Origin of the sequence: uncultured Dechloromonas sp. (genome assembly GCF_945957265.1) — a bacterium.
GTDB lineage: Bacteria > Pseudomonadota > Gammaproteobacteria > Burkholderiales > Rhodocyclaceae > Azonexus.
In genome coordinates, this window is record NZ_CAMFKO010000019.1 from 47,281 (window position 1) to 68,624 (window position 21,344).

Genomic DNA, 21,344 nt, shown 5'->3' on the forward strand with positions numbered 1-21,344 from the left:
CGCCGTCGCCGCGCCGGCCGACGGTCGGAGCAGGCGCCGCGTCGAAAAACCGCCACAAATCTTTGCAATTTGACATCCGTGCTGCTGATAATCTGTCAGGACAGCTTCGCCCCCTCCGCAGCCAAACGTTGACGTGTCGCGACCCCAACCATGCAGCAGGATGTCTACCCCACCCTCAGTGACACCGAACAGCAGGCACAGCCCCTGCGTCACGACTATCTGCTGTACGGAACGGTCCACGAAACGACCGGACAGCCCGCGCACCTGGACAGCGACCTGCTCGGCAAGCTGCTGCAGCGCCGGCTGAAGCGCCTGGAGCGCGTGCTCGGCGCCCATGGCGGCCTCCTCGTCAAATCCTTCCCCCGCGGCCTGGTGGCCGGCTTCGATTCCGCCGAAGCCGCGCTGATCGGCGCTTGCGAGATGCAGCGTCGCTGCGCCGTCATCCCGCAGCTCGCCGATACCCAGTTGTCGCTGAAGATAGGCATCCATGCCTCGATCAAGCAACATCTGACCCGGCACGCGATCGACCCCGCGGAAGCGACGGCGGCCAAGCTTTCCGCACTGCTTGGCCAGGCCGGCATCGTCCTCTCCGAGCAGGTCATGGAGAACCTGCCCGACGACCTGAAGAAAACGTCCACCCCGATCGCCAATGACGGCTCGGCGATTGCCGCATTCGCGGTCGACTGGAATGCCGTTCCCGCCCGCCCGCTGCCCAGGCCCGTAGCGCTGGAAGACGGCGCGGCGGCAAGGCACTCGCCGCCGGCCGGCAGTTCCATCGTGCTGCGCCAGGGCGACCGGACGTTCGTTTTCGACAATCGCCAGCACGTCATCGCGATTGGCCGGGACATGGCCTGCGACCTGCCGATCAACAGCGCCAAGGTATCGCGCAAACACGCGCGCATCATTTACCGGCTTGGCAACTACGTGCTCATCGACATGAGCACCAACGGCACCTACCTGTACCCCGATGGCGGCTCGGCATCGCGGATACAGAAGAACATGATCGTGCTCTCCGGCAAAGGCCGGATCGGCTTCGGACTGACCTGGGAAGCCGGCTCCCCGCACTCGTTCGAATTCGAACTCAAGCGGCCGGACTAGCGGTGTTCGCAGCCGGCGGCCGCCGCGTCAATCGTCGTACTGCCTGCGCAGCCGCTTGAGCCCCTGGCGGTAGGCTTCGGCATCGCCATGGTCGAAGAACTTCGGGTAGCGCTCGTGCGCCGTCCGGAGACGCCGGGCATGCTTGATCGGGCACCAGTACTGCTCGGTCCGCGCCGCCACCTCCCGCGCATAGGCCACGACGCCGTTGCCGTAGGAGCAATAGAAGCAGTTGAATTTCTCGATGAGGTTCAGGTAAGGCAAGTCCTCGCGGTCGAAGACCAGATAGTCGGCACGCCTGGCCTTCGGTATCCGGTAGATCGGAAAACAGATGCCCTGATACACGCTCACGAAGAGATCGAGCAGCAAGAAGGGAATCCAGCCCGCATAGATGACCGGGGCGGTGAGGACGACCAGGACGCGGCTGCGCACCAGGAAGCGGAACAGGCCGGTCTTGTAGCGGCGCTGCTGGCGCAGGAATTCGTCGGCCAGCTCCTCCCTTTTCTGCGCCCATTCCTCGCGCGTCGCGCGGTACTCTTCCTCCAGTTCATCCTGCAGGGCGCGAATGCGCGCCAGCAGTTCGTCGGCATGCTTGTTCATGATTCCCGATCCGTGGTGTGTACAGCCCAAACGACAGCAGTTTGCCCGATCGGGAAAGCATCGTCACACACTAAAATAGCCGTTTGACGCAGGACCGTTCCAAGCCCCTTACCCGCCCTCAGAGACATCATGGAAAAAGAACACGCACAAGCCCGCCCGAACGGCCCGCTGGCCGGCATCAAGGTCGTCGAATTCGCCGGCATCGGCCCCGGCCCCTTTTGCGGCATGCTGCTCGCCGACATGGGCGCGGAGATCACCCTGCTCGAACGGGCCGGCGGCACTTTCGCCTCGCAGCTGTTCGGCGGTGGCCGCAAGGCCGTCGCCAACCGGGGGAAAAAATCCCTGTGCATCGACCTCAAGCACGCGGACGCCAAGCGCCTGGTGCAGCAATTGGTCGATGACGCCGACGTCGTGCTCGAAGGTTTCCGCCCCGGCGTCATGGAGCGGCTTGGCTTCGGTCCGGAGGAGTGCCTGGCGCGCAACCCGAAGCTGATCTACGCCCGGATGACGGGTTGGGGACAAAGCGGCCCGCTCGCCCCGCGTGCCGGCCACGATGCGAACTATGCCGCCATCGCCGGCGTGCTCGACACCGGCCGCCACCACGGCGGGGCGCCGTGGGCTCCGCCGACCCTGGTCGGCGACATGGGCGGCGGCGGCCTGGTGCTGGCCTGGGGCATCGCCTGCGCGCTGCTCGAGGCCGGGCGCAGCGGCGTCGGCCAGGTGATCGATGCCGCCATGTGCGAAGGCGCTGCGCTGCTGGCGCATGGCCTGTTCAACCTGGAGGCGCTGGGCGAATGGCAGGGCCAATGCGCCCTCGATTCGAGCGCTCCGTTCTACGACGTCTACGAATGCGCCGACGGCCTGTGGATCAGCGTCTGCCCGCTCGAACCCCAGTTCTACCGGACCTTCGTCGAGCGCCTGGGCCTGGCCGCCGACCCGGCCTTCGCCGGCCAGCAATACGACGCGCAACGCTGGCCCGCCATGAAGGTTCGCCTGGACGGCATTTTCCGCAGCCAGCCACGCGCCCACTGGGAATCGCTGTTCGCCGACACGGACGATTGCGTGTGGCCGGTGCTGAGCATGAAGGAAGCGCCCGAACACCCCCATAACAAGGCCCGGGAAGCCTTCGTCGACATCGCCGGGGTCACCCAGCCGGCGCCGGCGCCCCGGCTGTCGCGCACGCCGGGAGCCATCCGGCGGCCGCCGCCCCTGCTTGGCGAGAACACCCGCGAATGCCTGACGCAGATGGGCTTGTCGGCGGCAGAAATCGACCGCCTGGTCGAATCCGGGGCGGTAAGCCTGCCGCGCAACGCGTAAAAAAGGCGCGCGTGCTCGCCTTTTCCGCTTCAGCGCTCGCAAATGCCGAGCAGGTCGGCCTCGAGTTCGATCTCCATGCCCTTCTCGAGCCGGCGATCGATGAACGCGCCGCGATAGAGGCGCCCGGCATTTTCCGCCTTGCGGGCATGCGGCGTTTCCCAGTCGCTGACCCGGATCCGCACCATGCCGATCTGCTCGTCGCGCTCCGGGACGCCCTGGGCCAGGCAGGGGTAGGTCAGCGCATGGCGGTTGAATTCGGCCCGCGTGTATTGCTCGATGTTCTTGCCCGGCACCAGCGGACAGCCGACCAGGCGACGCGTCCGCAGCTCGGCGGCGAGCACCTCCCCTTTCAGGTAGAAAACCGGATCGGTGGCCACCCAGCCCGCCCCGCCTTCCTCATAGCGCACGCACTGGCCGGGACGGAGCATTTCCGGCTGTTTGAAAAGCAGGCGCGCCGAGGGCCGCAAGGGCGCATCGTCGGCCTGCGCATTGAGCGCCAGACCGACGAGCACGGCAAGGAGATAGCGCATGGCAAGGTTCCGGATCAATAGACCCGGCTATCTTCGATCACCTTTCCATCGTTGGGCAAGCCCCCCGGCGCCGCAAAGGCGACTTCGCCGCGCAATTTGGTCACTTCGCGCAGACTGTTCACCAGGGCCTTGTCGAGGGCCTCGTGACCGGCCGCGATCTCGCAGTGGAGGACCATGCGATCCTGCCCCCCGGGATTGTCGACCACCAGTCGCAAGCGATGGATTTCCGGATGGCGGCCGGCGATCTCGGCCACCTGCTCCGGATGCACGAACATGCCCTTGATCTTGGTCGTCTGGTCGGCGCGGCCCATCCAGCCCTTGAGGCGGATGTTGCTCCGGCCGCAGGGCGAACGCCCGGGCATGACGGCGGACAGGTCGCCGGTCGCGAAGCGGATCAACGGGTAATCCGGATTGAAGGTGGTGACCACCACTTCGCCGACCTCGCCGGGCTCGACCGGGTCGCCGGTGCCGGGGCGAACGATCTCGACCAGCAGCTCCTCTTCGACGACCAGGCCTTCCTCGGCATCGGTTTCGTAGGCGATGGCGCCGATGTCGGCCGTCGCGTAGCACTGGCGCACCGTGATGCCGCGCTCGTTGAGCCAGTTGCGGGTGACGCCCGGCAAGGCTTCGCCGGAAACCAGCGCCTTCTTGAGCGACGAAATGTCGGCGCCCATTTCTTCGGCCTTCTCGACGATGATGCGCAGGAAGGACGGCGTGCCGACATAACCGTCCGGGCGCAGATCGACCATGGCCTGCACCTGCTGTTCGGTCTGCCCGACGCCGCCGGGAAAGACCGCGCAGCCCAGCTTGCGCGCCCCGCCCTCCATCAGGAAGGCGCCCGGCGTGAAGTGATAGGAAAAGCAGTTGTGCACCAGATCGCCGTTGCGGAAGCCGGCGGCATACAGCACGCGGGCCATCCGCCAGTGATCCATGTCCATCCCCTGCAGCTCGTAGATCGGCCCCGGCGAGGCGAATACGCGCTTGGCCTTGTGGCGCGCCAGGGCATTCAGGCCGCCGAACGGCGGGTGCTTCTTCTGCAGCTCGATCAGGTCGCGCTTGCGGGTCAGCGGCAACCGGGACAGCGCCTCGCGCGTCACGCAATCGAACGGATTGATCCCGGCCAGGCTCTGGAAATAGTAAGGCGTCGTTTCCTTGGCATGCGCCACCTGGCGCGCCAGCTTGTCCATCAAATCCGCCTCGCGCTCGTCCGGATCGCGGGTCTCGAGCGGGTCGTAGTAGCTCATTTCATATTCTCCGTTTGTTCCGGGTGACCGTGGCATTTCGGTTTCAGGTTTTCTCAGCCGGGGAATGCACGGTACGACGGTTGCAAAGTAGCGTTTCAAGGCAAGGCGGAGGCCGGCGCCGTTGGCTTCTGCCAACAAGCCGGCCGACAACGCCGCCATGGAATGCGCACTGCAACCGTCAAGAGAGCCAGCGTTTGCGGCGGCGGTAGTGCTTTACTTCGCGGAAGGACTTGCGCCCGGACGACGACAGCCCGAGGTAGAACTCCTTGACGTCCTCGTTATCGCGCAGGTCCGCTGCCGATCCTTCCATCACGACGCGCCCGTTTTCCAGGATGTAGCCGAAATCGGCATAGCGCAGCGCGATGCTGGTGTTCTGCTCGGCCAGGACGAAGGTGACTTTTTCCTTCTCGTTCAGCTCCTTGACGATGCTGAACACCTCCTCGACGATCTGCGGCGCCAGGCCCATCGACGGCTCGTCGAGCAAGACCATCTTCGGATTGGCCATCAGCGCGCGACCGATCGCGCACATCTGCTGTTCGCCGCCCGAGGTGTAGGCGGCCTGGCTGGTTCGCCGGGTCTTCAGGCGCGGGAAGAAGTTGTAAACCTTTTCCAGGCTTTCCTGCACCGCGGCCTTGCCATCGGTACGTGTATAGGCGCCGGTCAGCAGGTTTTCCTCGATGGTCAGGTGGCCGAAGCAATGGCGCCCCTCCATGACCTGGACGACGCCGCGTTGCACCAGGTCGGCCGGAGTCAGCGACTCGACGCGCTCGCCCTTGAGCTCGACCGAGCCCTTGGTCACTTCGCCGCGTTCGCCATGCAGCAGGTTGCTCACCGCGCGCAGGGTGGTCGTCTTGCCGGCGCCGTTGCCGCCGAGCAGGGCGACGATGCTGCCTTCCGGCACGGTGAACGAGACGCCCTTGAGGACGAGGATCACGTGGTTGTAGATAACCTCGATGTTGTTGACACTGAGGAAGGTATTCGGGGTGGCGGTCATGTTCGACTCTCGTGAAAGGCTCCCGCGTTTGAGCGCGGGAGCCGAGGTTCACCTTATTGCTTGCACTGTTCCGGCGTACGCGGCGTGATCTTCTTCTCTTCGGCGTACTTGCGCGAAGCGTTGAGGACCATGCCGCGCAGCAGCTTCTCGTCGGCCTGGTACCAGTCGGCGCCCGGCGTCCACTTGGTGCCGTCCCAGGTCTGGATACGCACCCACGACGATCCCATGTGATCGAGGCAGGAGGTCTGCACCGGGCGCATCACGCCGGCGAAACCCATGCCGTCCAGGGTCTTCTGGTCGAGATTGATGTTTTCCAGGCCCCAGCGGGTCTGCTCGCCAGTCATGACCTTGCCCTTGCCGTAGCGCTCCTGCGCCTTGCGCACGCCCTCGACGGCGACCATGGAGGAGATCAGACCGCGCATGTAGAGCACGGAACCGACTTCTTCCTTCGGGCCGGTGCCCTGCCCCTTGGCATGGACCATCTCCAGCATGTCCTTGACCACCTTGGAATTCGGCTCGGCGGAGTGCTGCAGGGTCAGCGCGGCATAACCCTTGGCACCGGCGCCGACGTCCTTGACATCGGGTTCGGCACCCGCCCACCAGATGCCGAGCATCTTCTCGCGGGCGAAGCCGGTGGCCTGCGCTTCCTTCAGGGCGGTGGAGTTCATGACGCCCCAGCCCCAGAGCAGGACGTTGTCCGGACGCGCCTGGCGGATCTGCAGCCAGGTCGCCTTCTGCTCGACGCCCGGATGGGCGACCGGCAGCAGCATCAGCTCGAAGCCGTGCATCTTGGCGCGCTCCTGCAGCAGCGGGATGGGTTCCTTGCCGAACGGGCTGTCGTGGTAAACCAGCGCGATCTTCTTGCCCTTGAGCTTGTCGAGGCCGCCGGCCTGCTTGGCGATGTGCTGGATGGCGACATCGGCGCCGACCCAGTAGGTGCCGAGGAGCGGGAAGTTCCAGTTGAACACCGAGCCGTCCTGCGATTCGCTGCGGCCGTAGCCGGCGGTCACCAGCGGAATCTTGTCCACCGGCGCCTTGTCGGTCAGCGCGAAGGTGACGCCCGTCGACAGCGGCTGGAAGACGGTGGCGCCCTTGCCCTTCAGACGCTCGTAGCACTCGACGCCGCGGTCGGTGGCGTAGCCGAATTCGCACTCCTCGAAGGAGATCTTGACGCCGTTGACGCCGCCCTTGGCGTTCACCAGCTTGAGGTAATCGACGTAGCCGTTGGCCCAGGGATTGCCGTTGGCGGCATAGGCCCCGGTGCGATACACCAGGACCGGGAAGAACTGCTCCTTGGCCTGGGCGAAGGCCGCGGTGGATACGGTCGCCGAAGTCAGGCCGACGGCTGAAACGGCTGCAGCAAGTGCGAGAGCGCGGAATTTCATGGGTTGTCTCCTCCTGTTGATCAGGTTATGAATCGTGAAATTTTGCTGTCTCCGCGTCAGTGCGGGAAAGGCCACAGACGCAGTTTTTCCTTGGCGATCGCCCACAGGCGAGCCAGGCCGTGCGGTTCGACGATCAGGAAGAAGACGATCAGCGAACCGAAGATGATCAGTTCCGCATGCGACACCGCAGCCGTCGAGATATGAAACCCGAGCAGGTTGCCGAGCGCCGGCAGGAACTGGTTGAGGAAGATGGGCAGGATGACGATGAAGGCGGCGCCGACGAAGCTGCCGAGAATCGAACCCAGACCGCCGATGATGACCATGAACAGCAACTGGAAGGAACGATCGACCGAGAAGGCCGCCGGCTCCCAGGAACCGAGGTGCACAAAGCCCCACAGGGCGCCGGCGACGCCGACGAAGAACGAACTGACGGCGAAGGCCGAGAGCTTGGCGTACATCGGGCGGATGCCGATGACCTCGGCGGCCACGTCCATGTCGCGGATGGCCATCCACTGGCGGCCGATGGTGGCGCGCGTCATGTTCTTGGCGATCACCGCGAAGGCGACGATGAAGCCGAGGCAGAACAGGTATTTTTCGGCCGGCGCGTCGATCACCCAGCCGAAGACGCTGAGGTCGGAGACGGACACCGAACCCGACGACGAATCGTTGGTGAACCACTTGATGCGCAGGAAGGCCCAGTCGCAGAAGAACTGCGCCGCCAGCGTCGCCACGGCCAGGTAGAGGCCGCGCACCCGCAGGCTGGGTATGCCGAACAGGATGCCCATGCCGGCCGAGGTCAGGCCGCCGAGCAGCAGCGCGCCGATCAGCGGCATGCCGTCGATACGGATCAGGAAGTTGTACGCCGCATACGCCCCGACCGCCATGAAGGCCCCCGCCCCCAGGGTGATCTGGCCGCAATAGCCGACCAGCAGGTTGACCCCGAGCGCGGCGAGCGACAGGATCAGGAAGGGAATGAGAATGGCACGGAACATGTACTCGTCGGCCAGCATCGGCACGGCGAGGAAGGCGAAGGCAACGACACCGAGGACGAACCACTTGTCCTGGGCGATGGTGAAGATTTGCTGGTCGGCCGCGTAGGTGGTCTTGAACTGGCCGTTTTCACGATAGAGCACGTTTTTTCTCCCTGACGGTCAGACGCGATTGATGATCTTTTGGCTACGGCCGCTGACGCTTAACTTGCTCCGCAAATTAGCCTGCGCCGAAAGATTGAGTGCTTTGTTCATCATGATCACACCCGATTGATGATCTTTTCGCCGAACAAGCCCTGCGGCCGGAACAGCAAAACAACAAGGGCGAGGACGTAGGCGAACCAAATTTCGATGCCGCCGCCGACCATCGGTCCGATATAGACCTCCGAGAGTTTTTCGCCGACGCCGATGATCAGGCCGCCGACGATGGCGCCCGGCACCGAGGTCAGGCCGCCCAGGATGACCACCGGCAGGGCGCGCAGGGCCACCGTCGCCAGCGAGAACTGGACGCCCAGCTTGGAACCCCAGATGATGCCCGCGACCAGGGCGACGACGCCGGCGACCAGCCAGACGATGACCCAGATGCGGTTGAGCGGGATGCCGATGGACAAGGCCGCCTGGTGGTCGTCGGCCACCGCGCGCAGGGCGCGGCCGACCGGCGTCTTCTGGAAGAACAGGGTGAGCAGGCCGACCAGCAGCGCGGCGATGAGGGCGGCGATGAAGTCTTCCTTGTTGATCAGGATGCCGCCTTCGAACAGGTTCTCGAACATCATCACCGGCTCTTTCGGCATGCCGACGTCGATGTTGTAGATTTCGCTGCCGAAGATGGTCTGGCCGATGCCTTCGAGGACGTAGGTGATGCCCAGCGTGACCATCAGCAGGGTGGCGCCCTCCTGGTTGACCAGTTTGCGCAGCACGAAGCGCTCGACCGCCCAGGCCACCAGCCACATCACCGCGCCGGCGCCGACAAAGGCGATCAGGTTGGCGAGGAACAGGCTGTTGCCGCCGAGGGCCGCATTGGCCCACTCGGAAAAACGCGCCATGGCCAGCGCGGCAAACAGCACCATCGCCCCCTGCGCGAAGTTGAAGACGCCGGAGGACTTGAAGATCAGCACGAAGCCGAGCGCCACCAGCGAGTACAGCATGCCCGCCATCAGGCCGCCGATCAGTGTTTCGATAAAGAATCCCATGTCGCTCTCCGCTTAGTGACCGGCGCCCAGGTAGGCCTTGATGACCTCGGGGCTGGAACGCACTTCATCCGGCAGGCCGTCGCCGATCTTCTTGCCGTAGTCGAGGACGACCACGCGGTCGGAAATATCCATGACCACTCCCATGTCGTGCTCGATGAGCACGATGGTGGTGCCGAACTGGTCGTTGACGTCGAGGATGAAGCGGCACATGTCCTGCTTTTCCTCGACGTTCATGCCGGCCATCGGCTCGTCGAGCAACAGGATCTGCGGCTCCATGGCCAGCGCGCGGCCGAGGTCGACGCGCTTCTGCAGGCCGTAGGGCAGGCGCCCCACGGGCGTCTTGCGGATGTGCTGGATTTCGAGGAAGTCGATGATTTCCTCGACCTTGCGCCGATGCTCCAGCTCCTCCTTCTGCGCCGGCCCGAACCACATGGCCTGGAGCAGCAGGTTGCTCTTCATCTTCAGCGTGCGGCCGGTCATGATGTTGTCGAGCACGCTCATGCCCTTGAACAGCGCGATGTTCTGGAAAGTCCGCGCGATGCCGGTGCTGGCCGCCATGTGCGGCTCCATTTTCTTGCGCTCGGCGCCGCGGTAGAAGATCTTGCCTTCCTGCGGGTGGTAGACGCCGTTGATGACGTTGAGCATCGAGCTCTTGCCGGCACCGTTGGGGCCGATGATGGCGCGCACTTCGTGCTCGCGGATATCGAAGGAAATGTCGGTCAGTGCCTTGACGCCGCCGAAGCGCAGCGAAATGTTCTGCAGATCAAGGATGACGTCGCCGATTTTTCTGCTCATTGTTCTCTCTCTCCCTTCAGGCCGCTTTTTTGGCGATCGGGAAGGTCTTGACATCGATGATCTTGAGGTCGGCGGATACCTTGCCGCGACGCCCGTCCTCGAACTTGACCTCGGTTTCGATGTACTGGTTGCCCTTGCCTGCGTAGAGGGCGTCGATCAGTACCTTGTATTTTTCCGCGATGAAATTGCGGCGCACCTTGCGCGTGCGGGTCAGCTCGTCGTCGTCCGGATCCAGCTCCTTGTGCAGGACCAGGAAGCGATGCACCTGCGAGTCGGCGACCATGGCGTCGTGGGCGAGCGAGGCGTTCACCTCTTCGATGCACGACTTGATCATCTCCAGCACCTGCGGCTTGCCGGCGAGGTCGGTGTAGCCCGAGTAGGCGATGTTGCGGCGCTCGGCCCAGTTGCCGACGGCGCCGACGTCGATGTTGATGAAGGCGCAGACCATGTCGCGGTCGTGGCCGAAGCAGACGGCCTCCTTCACGAACGGGAAGAACTTGAGCTTGTTCTCGATGTAGTTCGGGGCGAACATCGCGCCGTTCGACAGCTTGCCGACGTCCTTGGCGCGGTCGATGATCTTCAGGTGGCCGTCCTCGTCGAGGAAGCCGGCGTCGCCGGTCAGGAAATAGCCATCGGCATCGATAGCCTCGGCCGTTGCGTCGGGGCGCTTGTAGTATTCCTTGAGCAGCATCGCGCCCTTGACCAGCACCTCGCCGTTGTCGGCGATCCTGATCTCGACGCCGGGCGCCGGGGCGCCGACGGTATCGGCCTTGACCTGGCCGTCCGGCTGCAGGCAGACATAGGCGCAGGTTTCGGTCTGGCCGTAGAGCTGCTTGAGGTTGATGCCGATCGAGCGGTAGAAGCTGAACAGCTCGGGGCCGATGGCGGCGCCGGCGGTGTAGGCGACCCTGATCCGGCTCATGCCGAGCACGTTGCGCAGCGGTCCGTAGATCAGCAGGTTGCCGAGCCCGTACTGGAAACGGTCGCCGGCGGAAACCGGCTTGCCGTCGAGGATGTCGCCGCCGCAGCGCTTGGCGACCGCCATGAAGTGATGGAACAGGCGCTGCTTGAGCGGCCCGGCGTCTTCCATGCGGATCTGCACCGAGGTCAGCAGGCTCTCGAAGACGCGCGGCGGCGCGAAATAGTAGGTCGGCCCGATTTCGCGCAGGTCGGTCATCACCGTCTCGCCGGATTCCGGGCAGTTGATGGTGAAGCCGCAGACCAGCGACTGCGCGAACGAGAACAGGTGGTCGCCCACCCAGGCCATCGGCAGGTAGGAGAGGATGTCGCCCTCGGCACCGAGCTTGTCGACCTGCGCCCCGCCCTGCGCGGCGGCGATGAAGGCGGCGTGCGTCTGGCAGACGCCCTTGGGCTTGCCGGTGGTGCCGGAGGTGTAGAGCATCACCGAGACATCGTCATAGTGGCCCTTTTCGACCTCGGCATTGAGGAAGTCGGAATGGTTGCGGTCGTGGATGCGCCCCATTTCCATCAGTTCATGCACGTCGTGCAGGAAAGGTTGGTTGTAGTGGCGCATGCCGCGCGGGTCGTCGTAGATGATGTGCTCGAGCGACGGCAGCTGGTCCTTGATCTCGAGCAGCTTGTCGACCTGCTCCTGGTCCTCGACGATGGCGAAGCGGACGCCGGCGTCCTGCAGCACGAACAGCATCTCGGCGGCCACCGCGTCCTGGTACAGCGGCACCGGCACGCCGCCCAGGCACTGGGCAGCGCTCATCATCATGTAGAGATGCGGGCGGTTGTCGCCGACGATGGCCAGGTTGTCGCCGCGCTTGAAACCCAGCGAGGCCAGGCCGCAAGCCAGCGCGCGGACGCGCTCGGCGACGTCGGACCAGGTCCAGGTCTGCCAGATGCCGAGATACTTCTCGCGCATGGCCGGCGCATTGGGCCGGACCCTGGCGTGATGAAACAACAGCCGCGGGAAGGTGTGCAAACCGTCCAGCGAATCGAAATTCACCTGCGTGGGCATTTCTCGTCTCCTCCGCCGCGACTCATGGTTCGCGGTCTAACGTTCGTTTGATTCATTGTGGGGATTGCCGGCTTACACCAACCTTGCAACCCCCAGCGACAATCACTGAGCTTGTCGCGCAGTGTATGCACATTGCGGACGTATAATTGTCGCTCGGCAGACAATCCGGAAAATATTTTGAATAACGCTGAGGAACTGCTGCGAAGCTCCCTGTGGGGGCAGTCGCTGACCGAGCCGGAACTGGACAAGGCGCTCTCCGGAACCACCGAACGCACTTTTGCCCCGGGCGCCTTCATCTGCATGAAGGGCGAGCCTGTCGAATACTGGATGGGCATCATCGACGGCCTGGGCAAGATGGCCAGCCACTGGACCACCGGCAAGACCACGTCGCTGACCGGCATCAGCTCGGGCGGCTGGTTTGGCGAAGGCTCGCTGCTCAAGAAGGAAACCCGCCGCTACGACGTCATGGCGCTGCGCGAAACCCGCGTCGCCTTCATGAACCGGGCGACCTTCCTGTGGCTGATGGATCACAGCATCCCCTTCAACCGCTACCTGATCGCCCAGCTCAACGAACGCCTCGGCCAGTTCATCGGCATGATGGAAAACGAACGCATGCTGGATACCGACGCCCGCATCGCGCGCGGGCTGGCGGCGCTGTTCAACCCCGTCCTCTACCCCGGGACCAACCGCCTGCTGCAGATTTCGCAGGAGGAACTCGGCTATCTGGCCGGCGTCTCCCGCCAGCGCGCCAACCAGGCGCTCAAGGTGCTCGAGGATGCCGGGCTGGTACGCAGCGAGTACGGCGGCATCCACATCGTCGATCTCGACGGACTGCGCCGCTTCGGGGACTAGCGCACCGCTTCGCCGACAGGCGAAGCGCCCCCCGGCCATCCCCCCTCGCCGCGCATTCCAACTGCGTGTCATGCGGCTATACTGAGCGTCACCGACCCGAGGGTTGGCACATCGGATGCAGCTTTTGTGCGAGGCTCGAAATCGAATGGCGCCACGGAGAACCCAGAAACACTCGCTGAAAACGCGAATCACGCTATCCACGGTCGCCATTTTCGTCGTCGGCATCTGGTTGCTCACCCTGATGGCCAGCCACATGCTGCGCAAGGATCTCGAGCAGGTGCTCAGCGCCGCGCAGCTGTCGACGGCAACCCTGGTCGCCGGGCAACTCGACCACGAGATCGACAGCCGCCTGAAAACCCTCGAGCAACTGGCCGTCGCCGTCGCCCCCATCGTCACCACCGCGCCCGCCGAGGTGCAGCGGCTGCTCGAGAACCGGCCGCTCGCGCTGTCCCTGTTCAACGGCGGCGTGATCGTCTATGACGCCGGCGGCACCGCGATCGCGGACGTTCCCCCGCAGACCGGCCGGCGCGGCGTCAATTACATGGACATCGAGGTCATCGCCAATGCCATCCGCGAAGGAAAGAGCTGCGTCGGCCGGCCGCTCGTCGGCAAGAAACTGAATGCGCCGGTATTCGGCCTCGCCACCCCGCTGCGCGATGCACAGGGAAAGATCGTCGGGGCCATTTCCGGCGTCATCAACCTGGGCCTGCCCAGCTTCTTCGACCGCATCACCGACGGCCGCTACGGCCAAACCGGCGGCTACCTGGTGCTGGCGCCGCGGGAGCGCATCATTGTGACCAGCAGCGACAAAAGCCGGGTCATGGAGATCCTGCCGCCGCCCGGGAAGTTGCCGGTGATCGACCGCTTCCTTGCGGGAGAGGAAGGCTCGGCGGTGACGATCAATCCGCTGGGCCTCGAAATCCTGACGTCGGACAAGAAAATCCCCAGCGCCGGCTGGATTCTCGCCGTCTACCTGCCGACCAGCGAGGCCTTCGCGCCGATCAACGACCTGCGGCGCCAGCTGCTGCTCGGCGCCCTGCTGCTCACCCTGCTGGTCGCGCTTCTGATCTGGTGGATACTCAAGCAGCAGCTCGCGCCGCTGCTCGGCACGATCCAGACCCTGAGCGACATGTCCAGCCCGGAACAGGCGCTGACCCCCCTGCCGGTTGTCCGGAACGACGAAATCGGCCAGTTGCTGGACAGTTTCAATCACCTGATCGACATCGTGAAGGAGCGCGAGCGCGAGTTGCGCGACGGACATGAAACGCTGCAACACATCCTCGAGACCTCGACCGACGGCTTCTGGCGCGTCTCCGCCCAGGGCAAGCTGCTCGACACCAACCCGGCCTATTCCCGGCAGTCCGGCTATTCCCGCGACGAGCTGCTGAGCATGACGATCAACGATCTCGACGCCCTTGAAAACCCGGTCGCGACCTCCTCCCGGATCGCCCGCCTGATCGCCCATGGCAGCGACCAGTTCGAGACCGTGCACCGGCGCAAGGATGGCTCGCGCTGGCCGGTCGAGGTCAGCGCCACCTTCAACCCGGCCAATGGCCAGTTGCTGGGATTCCTGCGCGACATCACCGAACGCAAGCGCAGCGCGGCCGAACTCGAACGACGCGTCGAGGAACGAACGGCCGAACTGTCCCAGGCCAAGCAGCTCGCCGAATCGGCCAGCCGCGCCAAGAGCAGCTTCCTGGCCAACATGAGCCATGAATTGCGCACCCCGCTGAACGCCATCATCGGCATGACCGACCTGGCCAAGCGAAAACCTGTCGATGCCAGGCAGGCCGATCAGTTGAGCAAGGTCGCCCAGGCCTCGCAACGCCTGCTGCGCATCATCAACAACATCCTCGACCTGTCGAAGATCGAAGCCGACCAGCTCACGCTGGAACAGACAAACTTCCAGCTGGGGAGCATCTTCGAGAACATCCACAGCCTGATTGCGCAAAGGGCCGCCGAAAAAGGCCTGGCGCTCCGCCTGAACATTCCGGAAGGGATGATGCACCTGGCCCTGCAGGGCGATCCGCTGCGCCTCGAACAGATACTGCTCAACTTTGCCGGGAACGCCATCAAGTTCACCCAGGCCGGCAGCGTGACCATCGCCGTCAGCCGGCGCGACGCCCCCGGCTCATGCGAACTGCATTTCGCGGTCAGCGACACAGGGATAGGCATCTCGCCCGACGACCAGAAACGCCTGTTCACCGCCTTTGCCCAGGCCGACAGCTCGACCACCCGCCGCTATGGCGGAACCGGGCTGGGACTGGCGATCAGCAAGCAACTCGCCGAAATGATGGGCGGCCATGTCGGCCTCGACAGCCAGCCGGGCAAGGGCAGCACCTTCTGGTTCACGGTGCGCCTGCCGGCGGCGACCAGCGCCTTGCCCTGCCACGACACGGCGCCCGGCGTCGACGCCGAGCACCAGCTGTTCGCGCGCCATGCGGGAACCCGCATCCTCCTCGCCGAAGACGAACCGATCAACCAGGAGGTGTCGACCGCCCTGCTCGAAGCGGCCGGCCTGCTTGTCGACATCGCCAACGACGGCGCCGAGGCCCTGGCCAAGGCCGCGACAACGCCTTACCGGGCGATCCTGATGGATGTCCAGATGCCGGTCATGAACGGCTTCGATGCGACGCGGGCGATCCGCGCGCTGCCCGGCCGGGAAGGGATACCGATCCTGGCGATGACGGCCAACGCCTTCGACGAGGACCGCAATCTCTGCCTCGACGCCGGGATGAACGACCACATTCCGAAGCCGGTCGACCCGCCCCGCCTGTTCGGCACCCTGCTCCGCTGGCTGGACGAAACGCCGGCGCCTTAGCGGCGCTGCCGGCCGCCAGGCCGCCGCATCACTTGACGTAACCCCAGCCCTGCAGCCGGCTGTAGGCGTACTCGGCCGCCTTGCCCTTCTGGGTGCGGCGCAGATACGCCGCGTACTGGTTGGCCGCATCCTGCTTGCGCCCCATCCCCTCCAGCGAGACGCCCTTGAGGAAGGTGACGCCGGCATCGCCCGGAATCAGGCGGTCGTAGCGGTCGAGATGCTCATACGCCTTGGCCGGGTCTTTCTGGGCAAGCGCCAGCACGCCGACCATCTTCTGGGCCTGCGCCTCCTGCGGGTATATCTTCGTTGCCGCCTGCGCATACTCCAGGGCCTGCGCATCCTTGTCCTGCGCGGACAGGCACTTGGCCATCAGGACATTGGCCGCGTAGTCGCGCGGCGTCGCCGCCAGGGCGCTGCGGAAACTTCCTTCGGCCTTGCCGAAATCCTTGCGCGACAAGGCGACTTCGCCTTTCTGGCAAGCCTCGATGGTCGGCTTGATGCGGCGCAGCGACGCCGTGCTGTCCATGAAGCGCTCGCGGCCGGTATCGCGCTGGTTGCTGGCGGCATACTTGCCTTCAGCCATCTGCCGCGCCGTGTCGCGCCGCTCGCTGCTCATCGGGTGCGTCGAGAACATGGTCTGCAGCATGCCCGGCGACGCCTTTTCCTGGTCGACCAGCAACTGCTGCAAGCCGACCATGCCGTTCGCCGGGTAGCCGGCGCGCACCATGTATTCCTGGCCCAGGGCATCGGCCTCGCGCTCGTTGTCGCGCGAATAGCTGGAAAGCAGCGCGCTGGCCCCGAGCTGGGTGCCGATGTCGGTCAGCCCGCCAAAGCCGGCCGCCGAACCGATGATGTTGATGCCGGTCGCCGCCACCGAGGCGACCATGGCCTGTCCCTGGCGCTGCGCGGCGTGGCGGGCATTGACGTGGCCCAGTTCGTGGCCGAGCAGGCCGGCCAGTTCGGCTTCGTTGTCGAGATCGACCAGGATGCCCCGGGTCACGCCCATGGCGCCCCCCGGGAAGGTGTAGGCATTGACGTAGTTGGCGTTGAGCACGCGATACGAATAGGGCATCTGCGGCCGGTGGGTCTTGCCGTCCAGCCGCCGCCCGACTTCGGTCAGGTACTGGTTGATCTGGGCATCCTGGACCGCGCCGAGATCCTGCGAGAACTGTTGCGGCGAGACTTTCTGGTCGACGGCCTTTTCCTCCTCCTCGCTCATGCCGACCAGGATGGAACCGCCGCCCACCGGCGAGGAGGCGCAGCCGGAGAGGGCGCTGGCACCGAGCAGCCAGAGCACCTGGCGGCGGCTGATGCGGTTGCGTTGCAGGCTGGTGGCGAGGTCGTCGTTGGCGTTCATGGGCATCCCGGATCATCTATCGGCAGATGATGCATTTTGCGGCAGAAACGCCCCCGGAAAAAGGGTCCGTGCGGCGGGCGTTATCGCGCCCTCCCCGGTTCAGCTCAGCGCAGCCACCTGAGCAAGGTCGCGTAGAGGAGGTCCGGCTCGACGGGCTTGCCGATGTGGTCGTTCATTCCCGCCCCCATGCAGACGCGGCGGTCCTCGTCGAAGGCATTGGCCGTCATCGCCAGGATGGGCAGGTTTTCCCGTCCGGGCAGCTCGCGGATGAGGCGTGTCGCCTCGATGCCGCCCATCACCGGCATCTGAATGTCCATCAGGACCAGGGCGTAGGCCTCGTCGTCGCGCACGCGCGCCACCGCTTCGGCGCCGTTGCCGGCCACGGTGACCGCCAGCCCGGCCATGCCCAGCAACTCGCCGGCCACCTCCTGGTTGATCTCGTCGTCTTCGACCAGCAGGATGCGACGCCCGGCATAACGACTGGCGATCTCCTGTTCCGGTGGGAGAGAGGCATGCTCGAGCAGGGGCGCGGAGGCGCCGCAGGCTGCCTCGACGCAGGCAAGACGGGCCGTCATCCAGAAACGGCTGCCGATGCCCGGCTCGCTGCTGACGCCGATATCGCCCCCCATCAGCCGGGCCAGATGGCCGTTGATCGCCAGTCCGAGGCCGGTGCCGCCGTATTTCCGGGTGATCGATTCGTCGGCCTGCGAGAAGGCCTTGAACAGGCGGGCCTGCTGATCCGCGCCGATGCCGATGCCCTGGTCCGCCACCTCCATGCGCAGCAGGACGTGGCTGCCCTCGGCGGCGTCGAGGCGCAGGGCGACGCGAATCTCCCCGCGCTCGGAGAACTTGACGGCATTCCCGACAAAGTTGAGCAGGGCCTGGCCGAGATGCACGGAATCGCCGCGCAACACCGTCGGCACCTCGTCGCCGATCGTCGTCCGGATCGACAGTCCCTTCTCGCGGACACGCTCGCCGACCATCTGCAGGATATCGGCGACCAGCTCGCGGGGCGAGAACTCGCGTTCCTCCAGCACCAGGCTTCCGGCCTCGATCTTCGACAGGTCGAGGATGTCGTTGATGACGCCGAGCAGGTGGTTGGCGGCGGCCGTGATCTTGTCCAGGCGTTCGCGCGCCTTGCCGTCGATGGTCTCCTTGTGCAGCAGGTAGGCCATGCCGAGGATGGCATTCATCGGCGTGCGGATCTCATGGCTCATGTTGGCCAGGAACAGGCTCTTGGCCCGGCTGGCGGCCTCGGCGGCATCCTTGGCCTCGGCCAGCTCGGCGGTGCGCGAGGCGACCAGCGCCTCGAGGCCGTGGCGGTAGGTTTCGAGCTCGAGCTCCTGGTTCTTGCGCAGCGTGATGTCGGTCGAAATGCCGCACAGCGCATAGATCGAACCGTCGGGGCGACGCAGCGGTATCTTGATCGACAGGAAGGCCTTGGTGATCCGGCCGTCCCCGGTGGTATTCACTTCCTCCTCGACCACCCGTTCGCCGCCTTCGATCACGCGCCGGTCGTTGCCGCGCAGGTTGTCCGCGGTCGTCCGATCGAAGAAGGCGTAGTCGTCCCGGCCGACGATCGTTTCCAGCGGTGCCCGGAACAAATCGCACACCCGGCCGTTGGCGTACTGGTAGGCGTAGTCCGTGCCCTTGATGTAGATGAAGGCCTCGACGCTGTCGAGAATGCTCGCCAGCTTGTCCTCACTGGCCCGCAAGGCTTCCTGCTGCGCCTCGTTCTGCTGGTGATAGGCGGAGAACAGGCGGTTCGACCAGCGCGAGAAGGCCACCGACGCGGCCACGCCGAGCGCCAGCGCGCCCAGCGCCGCAATCACCAGGTGCAGCAACTGCGAACCGTCGAGCAGCGATTGACGGCGCACCTCCTCGGCCGCCAGTTCGCTCACCTCGTCGTTGAAGATCGTCACCATGACGACCCAGTTCCACGGGCTGATCTTCTCGACCAGGGCCGTCTTCTGGCGGGCCTCGCCGCCCTCCTTGCGCCAGAACGGGTATTCGACGAAACGCCCCCCCGGGGTTCCGGCCTGGAAGAGCTTGAGCACGCTTTCCCGATGCGGCTCGGGAATGTCGCGAACGTTGACGCCCTCGAGCAAGGTATTGGCCGGCGACAACAGCACCTTGCCGTCACCGTCGATCACCACGAAGTAGCCATCGCGCCCGAAACGAAGGGCGCGCAGGCGGGCCAAGGCTTCCTGCTGCTGCATCTGCTCCCATTTGAAGAGGTAGTCGCCGGTTCCCAGCAACCAGTCGTAGGGCGCGAAGTGACGAACGTAGGAGAGCTTTTCCGACATCTTTTCCGGCTTGCCCGGCGCATACCAGCGATAGGCCGAGAATCCCTCGCCACGCGGTTTGCGGGCCGCGTCGATCAGGCCGCGCATGATGTAGTGCCCGGTATCGTCCCGGTTGTCGAGGCGCGTCTGCCCCTCCAGTTGCGGGGCGGTCGGCAGCAGGATGAACTGGCCGCTCATGTCGTCGACGAAGTAATAGCCGCGGCCATCGTAGAAACGCACCGGACGCAGGGCCTCGACGATCAGGCGCTTGACCTCGGCCGCCGGGCGACGCGCGGACTCCCGGGCATGGATCGCCTCGACGATCTGGAATGCGCTGTCCACCTGTTCCACCAGGCTGCGCTTCAGCACGTCCTCGGTACGCAGGCGGGTGTATTCGAGAAAGCTGATGGCGCTGTCCATCTCGCCCCGCAAGCGCCCCTTGATCTTCTCGGTGGCGGCCTGCTCGACCCGCGCCAGCGCAGCCTGCCGCTCGGCCAGTTGCTGCCAGCTGAAAAACGCCCCCAGCCCCAGGGTGATCAGCAGAACGATGACCAGCGTCCCGATCAGATGGGCACGCGGAACGTTTCTTTCATTCGCGATCAGTGGCGGCAAAACATGTCCATGGGTATTTTCGGTCTCCGCCGATTTTAACGCCGGGACAACACTTTGACAGCAGCTTCGTCTACGCACGCGCCCTCCCGGCACCATGAAAAACGGCGAGGTACATAGCCTCGCCGCCTTATTGACTCCTCCTCCCTTTCGGGTTCGGGTTTGCTGTTCTCCCTTTGAGGAATCCTTCCTGCAATAATTTTTTTACATACTGCGCCGGTACTGACCGCCGACTTCATACAGCGCGCTGCTGATCTGGCCGAGCGAGCAGACCTTGACGGCATCGACCAGTACGGCGAAGACGTTGCCGTCTTCAATGACCGTCTGCTTCAGCCTGGCCAGCATGTCGGCCGACTGGCCGGCGTTGCGGCCATGGAAGGCGCGCAGGCGGTTGATCTGCGACTGCTTTTCGTCGTCGGTCGAGCGGGCCAGTTCGATTTCCTGCTGCGCCATGCCCTTCGGATTCAGGAAGGTGTTCACGCCGATGATCGGGTACGAGCCGTCGTGCTTCTTGTGCTCGTAGTACATCGACTCTTCCTGGATCTTGCCGCGCTGGTAGCCGGTTTCCATGGCGCCGAGCACGCCGCCGCGGCTGGCGATGGCTTCGAACTCCTTGAGCACGGCTTCCTCGACCAGGTCGGTCAGTTCGTCGATGACGAAGGCGCCCTGGTTCGGGTTCTCGTTCCTGGCGACGCCCCACTCGCGGTTGATGATCAGCTGGATGGCCATGGCGCGGCGCACCGATTCCTCGGTCGGCGTCGTGATCGCCTCGTCGTAGGCGTTGGTGTGCAGCGAGTTGCAGTTGTCGTAGATGGCGATCAGCGCCTGCAGCGTGGTGCGGATGTCGTTGAAGTCCATCTCCTGGGCGTGCAGCGAGCGGCCGGAGGTCTGGATGTGGTACTTGAGCTTCTGGCTGCGCTCGTTGGCGCCGTACTTGTTCTTCATCGCCACCGCCCAGATGCGGCGGGCGACGCGGCCGATCACCGAGTATTCCGGGTCCATGCCGTTGCTGAAGAAGAAGCTCAGGTTGGGCGCGAAATCGTCGATGTGCATGCCGCGCGCCAGGTAGCTTTCGACATAGGTGAAGCCGTTGGACAGCGTGAAGGCGAGCTGCGAGATCGGGTTGGCGCCGGCTTCGGCGATGTGATAGCCGGAAATCGACACCGAGTAGAAGTTCTGTACCTGGTTATGGACGAAGAATTCCTGGATGTCGCCCATCATCTTGAGCGCGAATTCGGTGCTGAAGATGCAGGTGTTCTGGCCCTGGTCTTCCTTCAGGATGTCGGCCTGCACCGTG

Annotated in this window: 16 protein-coding genes; 4 read left to right on the top strand and 12 right to left on the bottom strand. The window is 64.8% G+C overall.

Annotated features, from left to right (window positions below; all coding sequences use genetic code 11):
• The first annotated feature begins 150 nt into the window (after nucleotides 1–150).
• A complete protein-coding gene (locus Q0P59_RS11575) occupies nucleotides 151–1,098 on the top strand; it encodes an FHA domain-containing protein (RefSeq protein ID WP_295006620.1) in 948 nt (315 codons plus the stop codon).
• Between the two features lie 27 nt (nucleotides 1,099–1,125).
• Here the strand turns inward: Q0P59_RS11575 and Q0P59_RS11580 are convergent, their stop codons facing one another.
• A complete protein-coding gene (locus Q0P59_RS11580; RefSeq protein WP_295006621.1) occupies nucleotides 1,126–1,695 on the bottom strand; it encodes a hypothetical protein in 570 nt (189 codons plus the stop codon).
• A 129-nt stretch (nucleotides 1,696–1,824) separates the two neighbouring features.
• Here Q0P59_RS11580 and Q0P59_RS11585 point away from each other — a divergent pair, with 129 nt between their 5' ends.
• Nucleotides 1,825–3,012, top strand: a complete 1,188-nt coding sequence (locus Q0P59_RS11585; RefSeq protein WP_295006622.1) for a CaiB/BaiF CoA-transferase family protein — start codon at nucleotides 1,825–1,827, stop codon at nucleotides 3,010–3,012.
• A 29-nt stretch (nucleotides 3,013–3,041) separates the two neighbouring features.
• Here the strand turns inward: Q0P59_RS11585 and Q0P59_RS11590 are convergent, their stop codons facing one another.
• The 8 genes from Q0P59_RS11590 to Q0P59_RS11625 all read right to left on the bottom strand — a co-directional run bounded on the left by Q0P59_RS11590 (nucleotide 3,042) and on the right by Q0P59_RS11625 (nucleotide 12,123).
• On the bottom strand, nucleotides 3,042–3,542 hold the full coding sequence (locus Q0P59_RS11590; protein WP_295006623.1) for a hypothetical protein: 501 nt from the start codon (nucleotides 3,540–3,542) through the stop codon (nucleotides 3,042–3,044).
• Nucleotides 3,543–3,556: 14 nt separating this feature from the next.
• Entirely contained in the window at nucleotides 3,557–4,786 is a 1,230-nt protein-coding gene (locus Q0P59_RS11595) for an AMP-binding protein (protein WP_295006624.1), read from the bottom strand.
• 178 nt (nucleotides 4,787–4,964) lie between these two features.
• Nucleotides 4,965–5,780 (bottom strand): ABC transporter ATP-binding protein, encoded by an 816-nt coding sequence (locus Q0P59_RS11600; protein ID WP_295006625.1) that lies wholly within the window; start codon nucleotides 5,778–5,780, stop codon nucleotides 4,965–4,967.
• Between the two features lie 53 nt (nucleotides 5,781–5,833).
• On the bottom strand, nucleotides 5,834–7,165 hold the full coding sequence (locus Q0P59_RS11605; protein WP_295006626.1) for an ABC transporter substrate-binding protein: 1,332 nt from the start codon (nucleotides 7,163–7,165) through the stop codon (nucleotides 5,834–5,836).
• Between the two features lie 56 nt (nucleotides 7,166–7,221).
• A complete protein-coding gene (locus tag Q0P59_RS11610) occupies nucleotides 7,222–8,298 on the bottom strand; it encodes a branched-chain amino acid ABC transporter permease (protein ID WP_295006627.1) in 1,077 nt (358 codons plus the stop codon).
• 116 nt (nucleotides 8,299–8,414) lie between these two features.
• The gene (locus tag Q0P59_RS11615; RefSeq protein WP_295006628.1) at nucleotides 8,415–9,344 is read right to left on the bottom strand and encodes a branched-chain amino acid ABC transporter permease; all 930 of its coding nucleotides are present in this window, start codon (nucleotides 9,342–9,344) and stop codon (nucleotides 8,415–8,417) included.
• 12 nt (nucleotides 9,345–9,356) lie between these two features.
• Entirely contained in the window at nucleotides 9,357–10,139 is a 783-nt protein-coding gene (locus tag Q0P59_RS11620) for an ABC transporter ATP-binding protein (protein ID WP_295006629.1), read from the bottom strand.
• Between the two features lie 16 nt (nucleotides 10,140–10,155).
• Entirely contained in the window at nucleotides 10,156–12,123 is a 1,968-nt protein-coding gene (locus Q0P59_RS11625; RefSeq protein WP_295006630.1) for an AMP-binding protein, read from the bottom strand.
• 177 nt (nucleotides 12,124–12,300) lie between these two features.
• Between Q0P59_RS11625 and Q0P59_RS11630 the strand changes: the two genes are divergently transcribed.
• Together Q0P59_RS11630 and Q0P59_RS11635 are read left to right on the top strand one after the other, a co-directional pair.
• Nucleotides 12,301–12,975, top strand: a complete 675-nt coding sequence (locus Q0P59_RS11630; protein ID WP_150429645.1) for a Crp/Fnr family transcriptional regulator — start codon at nucleotides 12,301–12,303, stop codon at nucleotides 12,973–12,975.
• A gap of 145 nt (nucleotides 12,976–13,120) precedes the next feature.
• Entirely contained in the window at nucleotides 13,121–15,796 is a 2,676-nt protein-coding gene (locus Q0P59_RS11635) for an ATP-binding protein (RefSeq protein ID WP_295006631.1), read from the top strand.
• A gap of 28 nt (nucleotides 15,797–15,824) precedes the next feature.
• Here the strand turns inward: Q0P59_RS11635 and Q0P59_RS11640 are convergent, their stop codons facing one another.
• From Q0P59_RS11640 to Q0P59_RS11650, 3 genes are all read right to left on the bottom strand, one after another.
• A complete protein-coding gene (locus Q0P59_RS11640) occupies nucleotides 15,825–17,153 on the bottom strand; it encodes a M48 family metalloprotease (RefSeq protein ID WP_295006632.1) in 1,329 nt (442 codons plus the stop codon).
• Nucleotides 17,154–17,257: 104 nt separating this feature from the next.
• On the bottom strand, nucleotides 17,258–20,050 hold the full coding sequence (locus tag Q0P59_RS11645; protein ID WP_295006633.1) for a cache domain-containing protein: 2,793 nt from the start codon (nucleotides 20,048–20,050) through the stop codon (nucleotides 17,258–17,260).
• A 201-nt stretch (nucleotides 20,051–20,251) separates the two neighbouring features.
• Nucleotides 20,252–21,344 (bottom strand): methylmalonyl-CoA mutase family protein (locus Q0P59_RS11650; protein ID WP_295006634.1); only part of this gene is annotated, 1,093 nt, incomplete at its 5' end.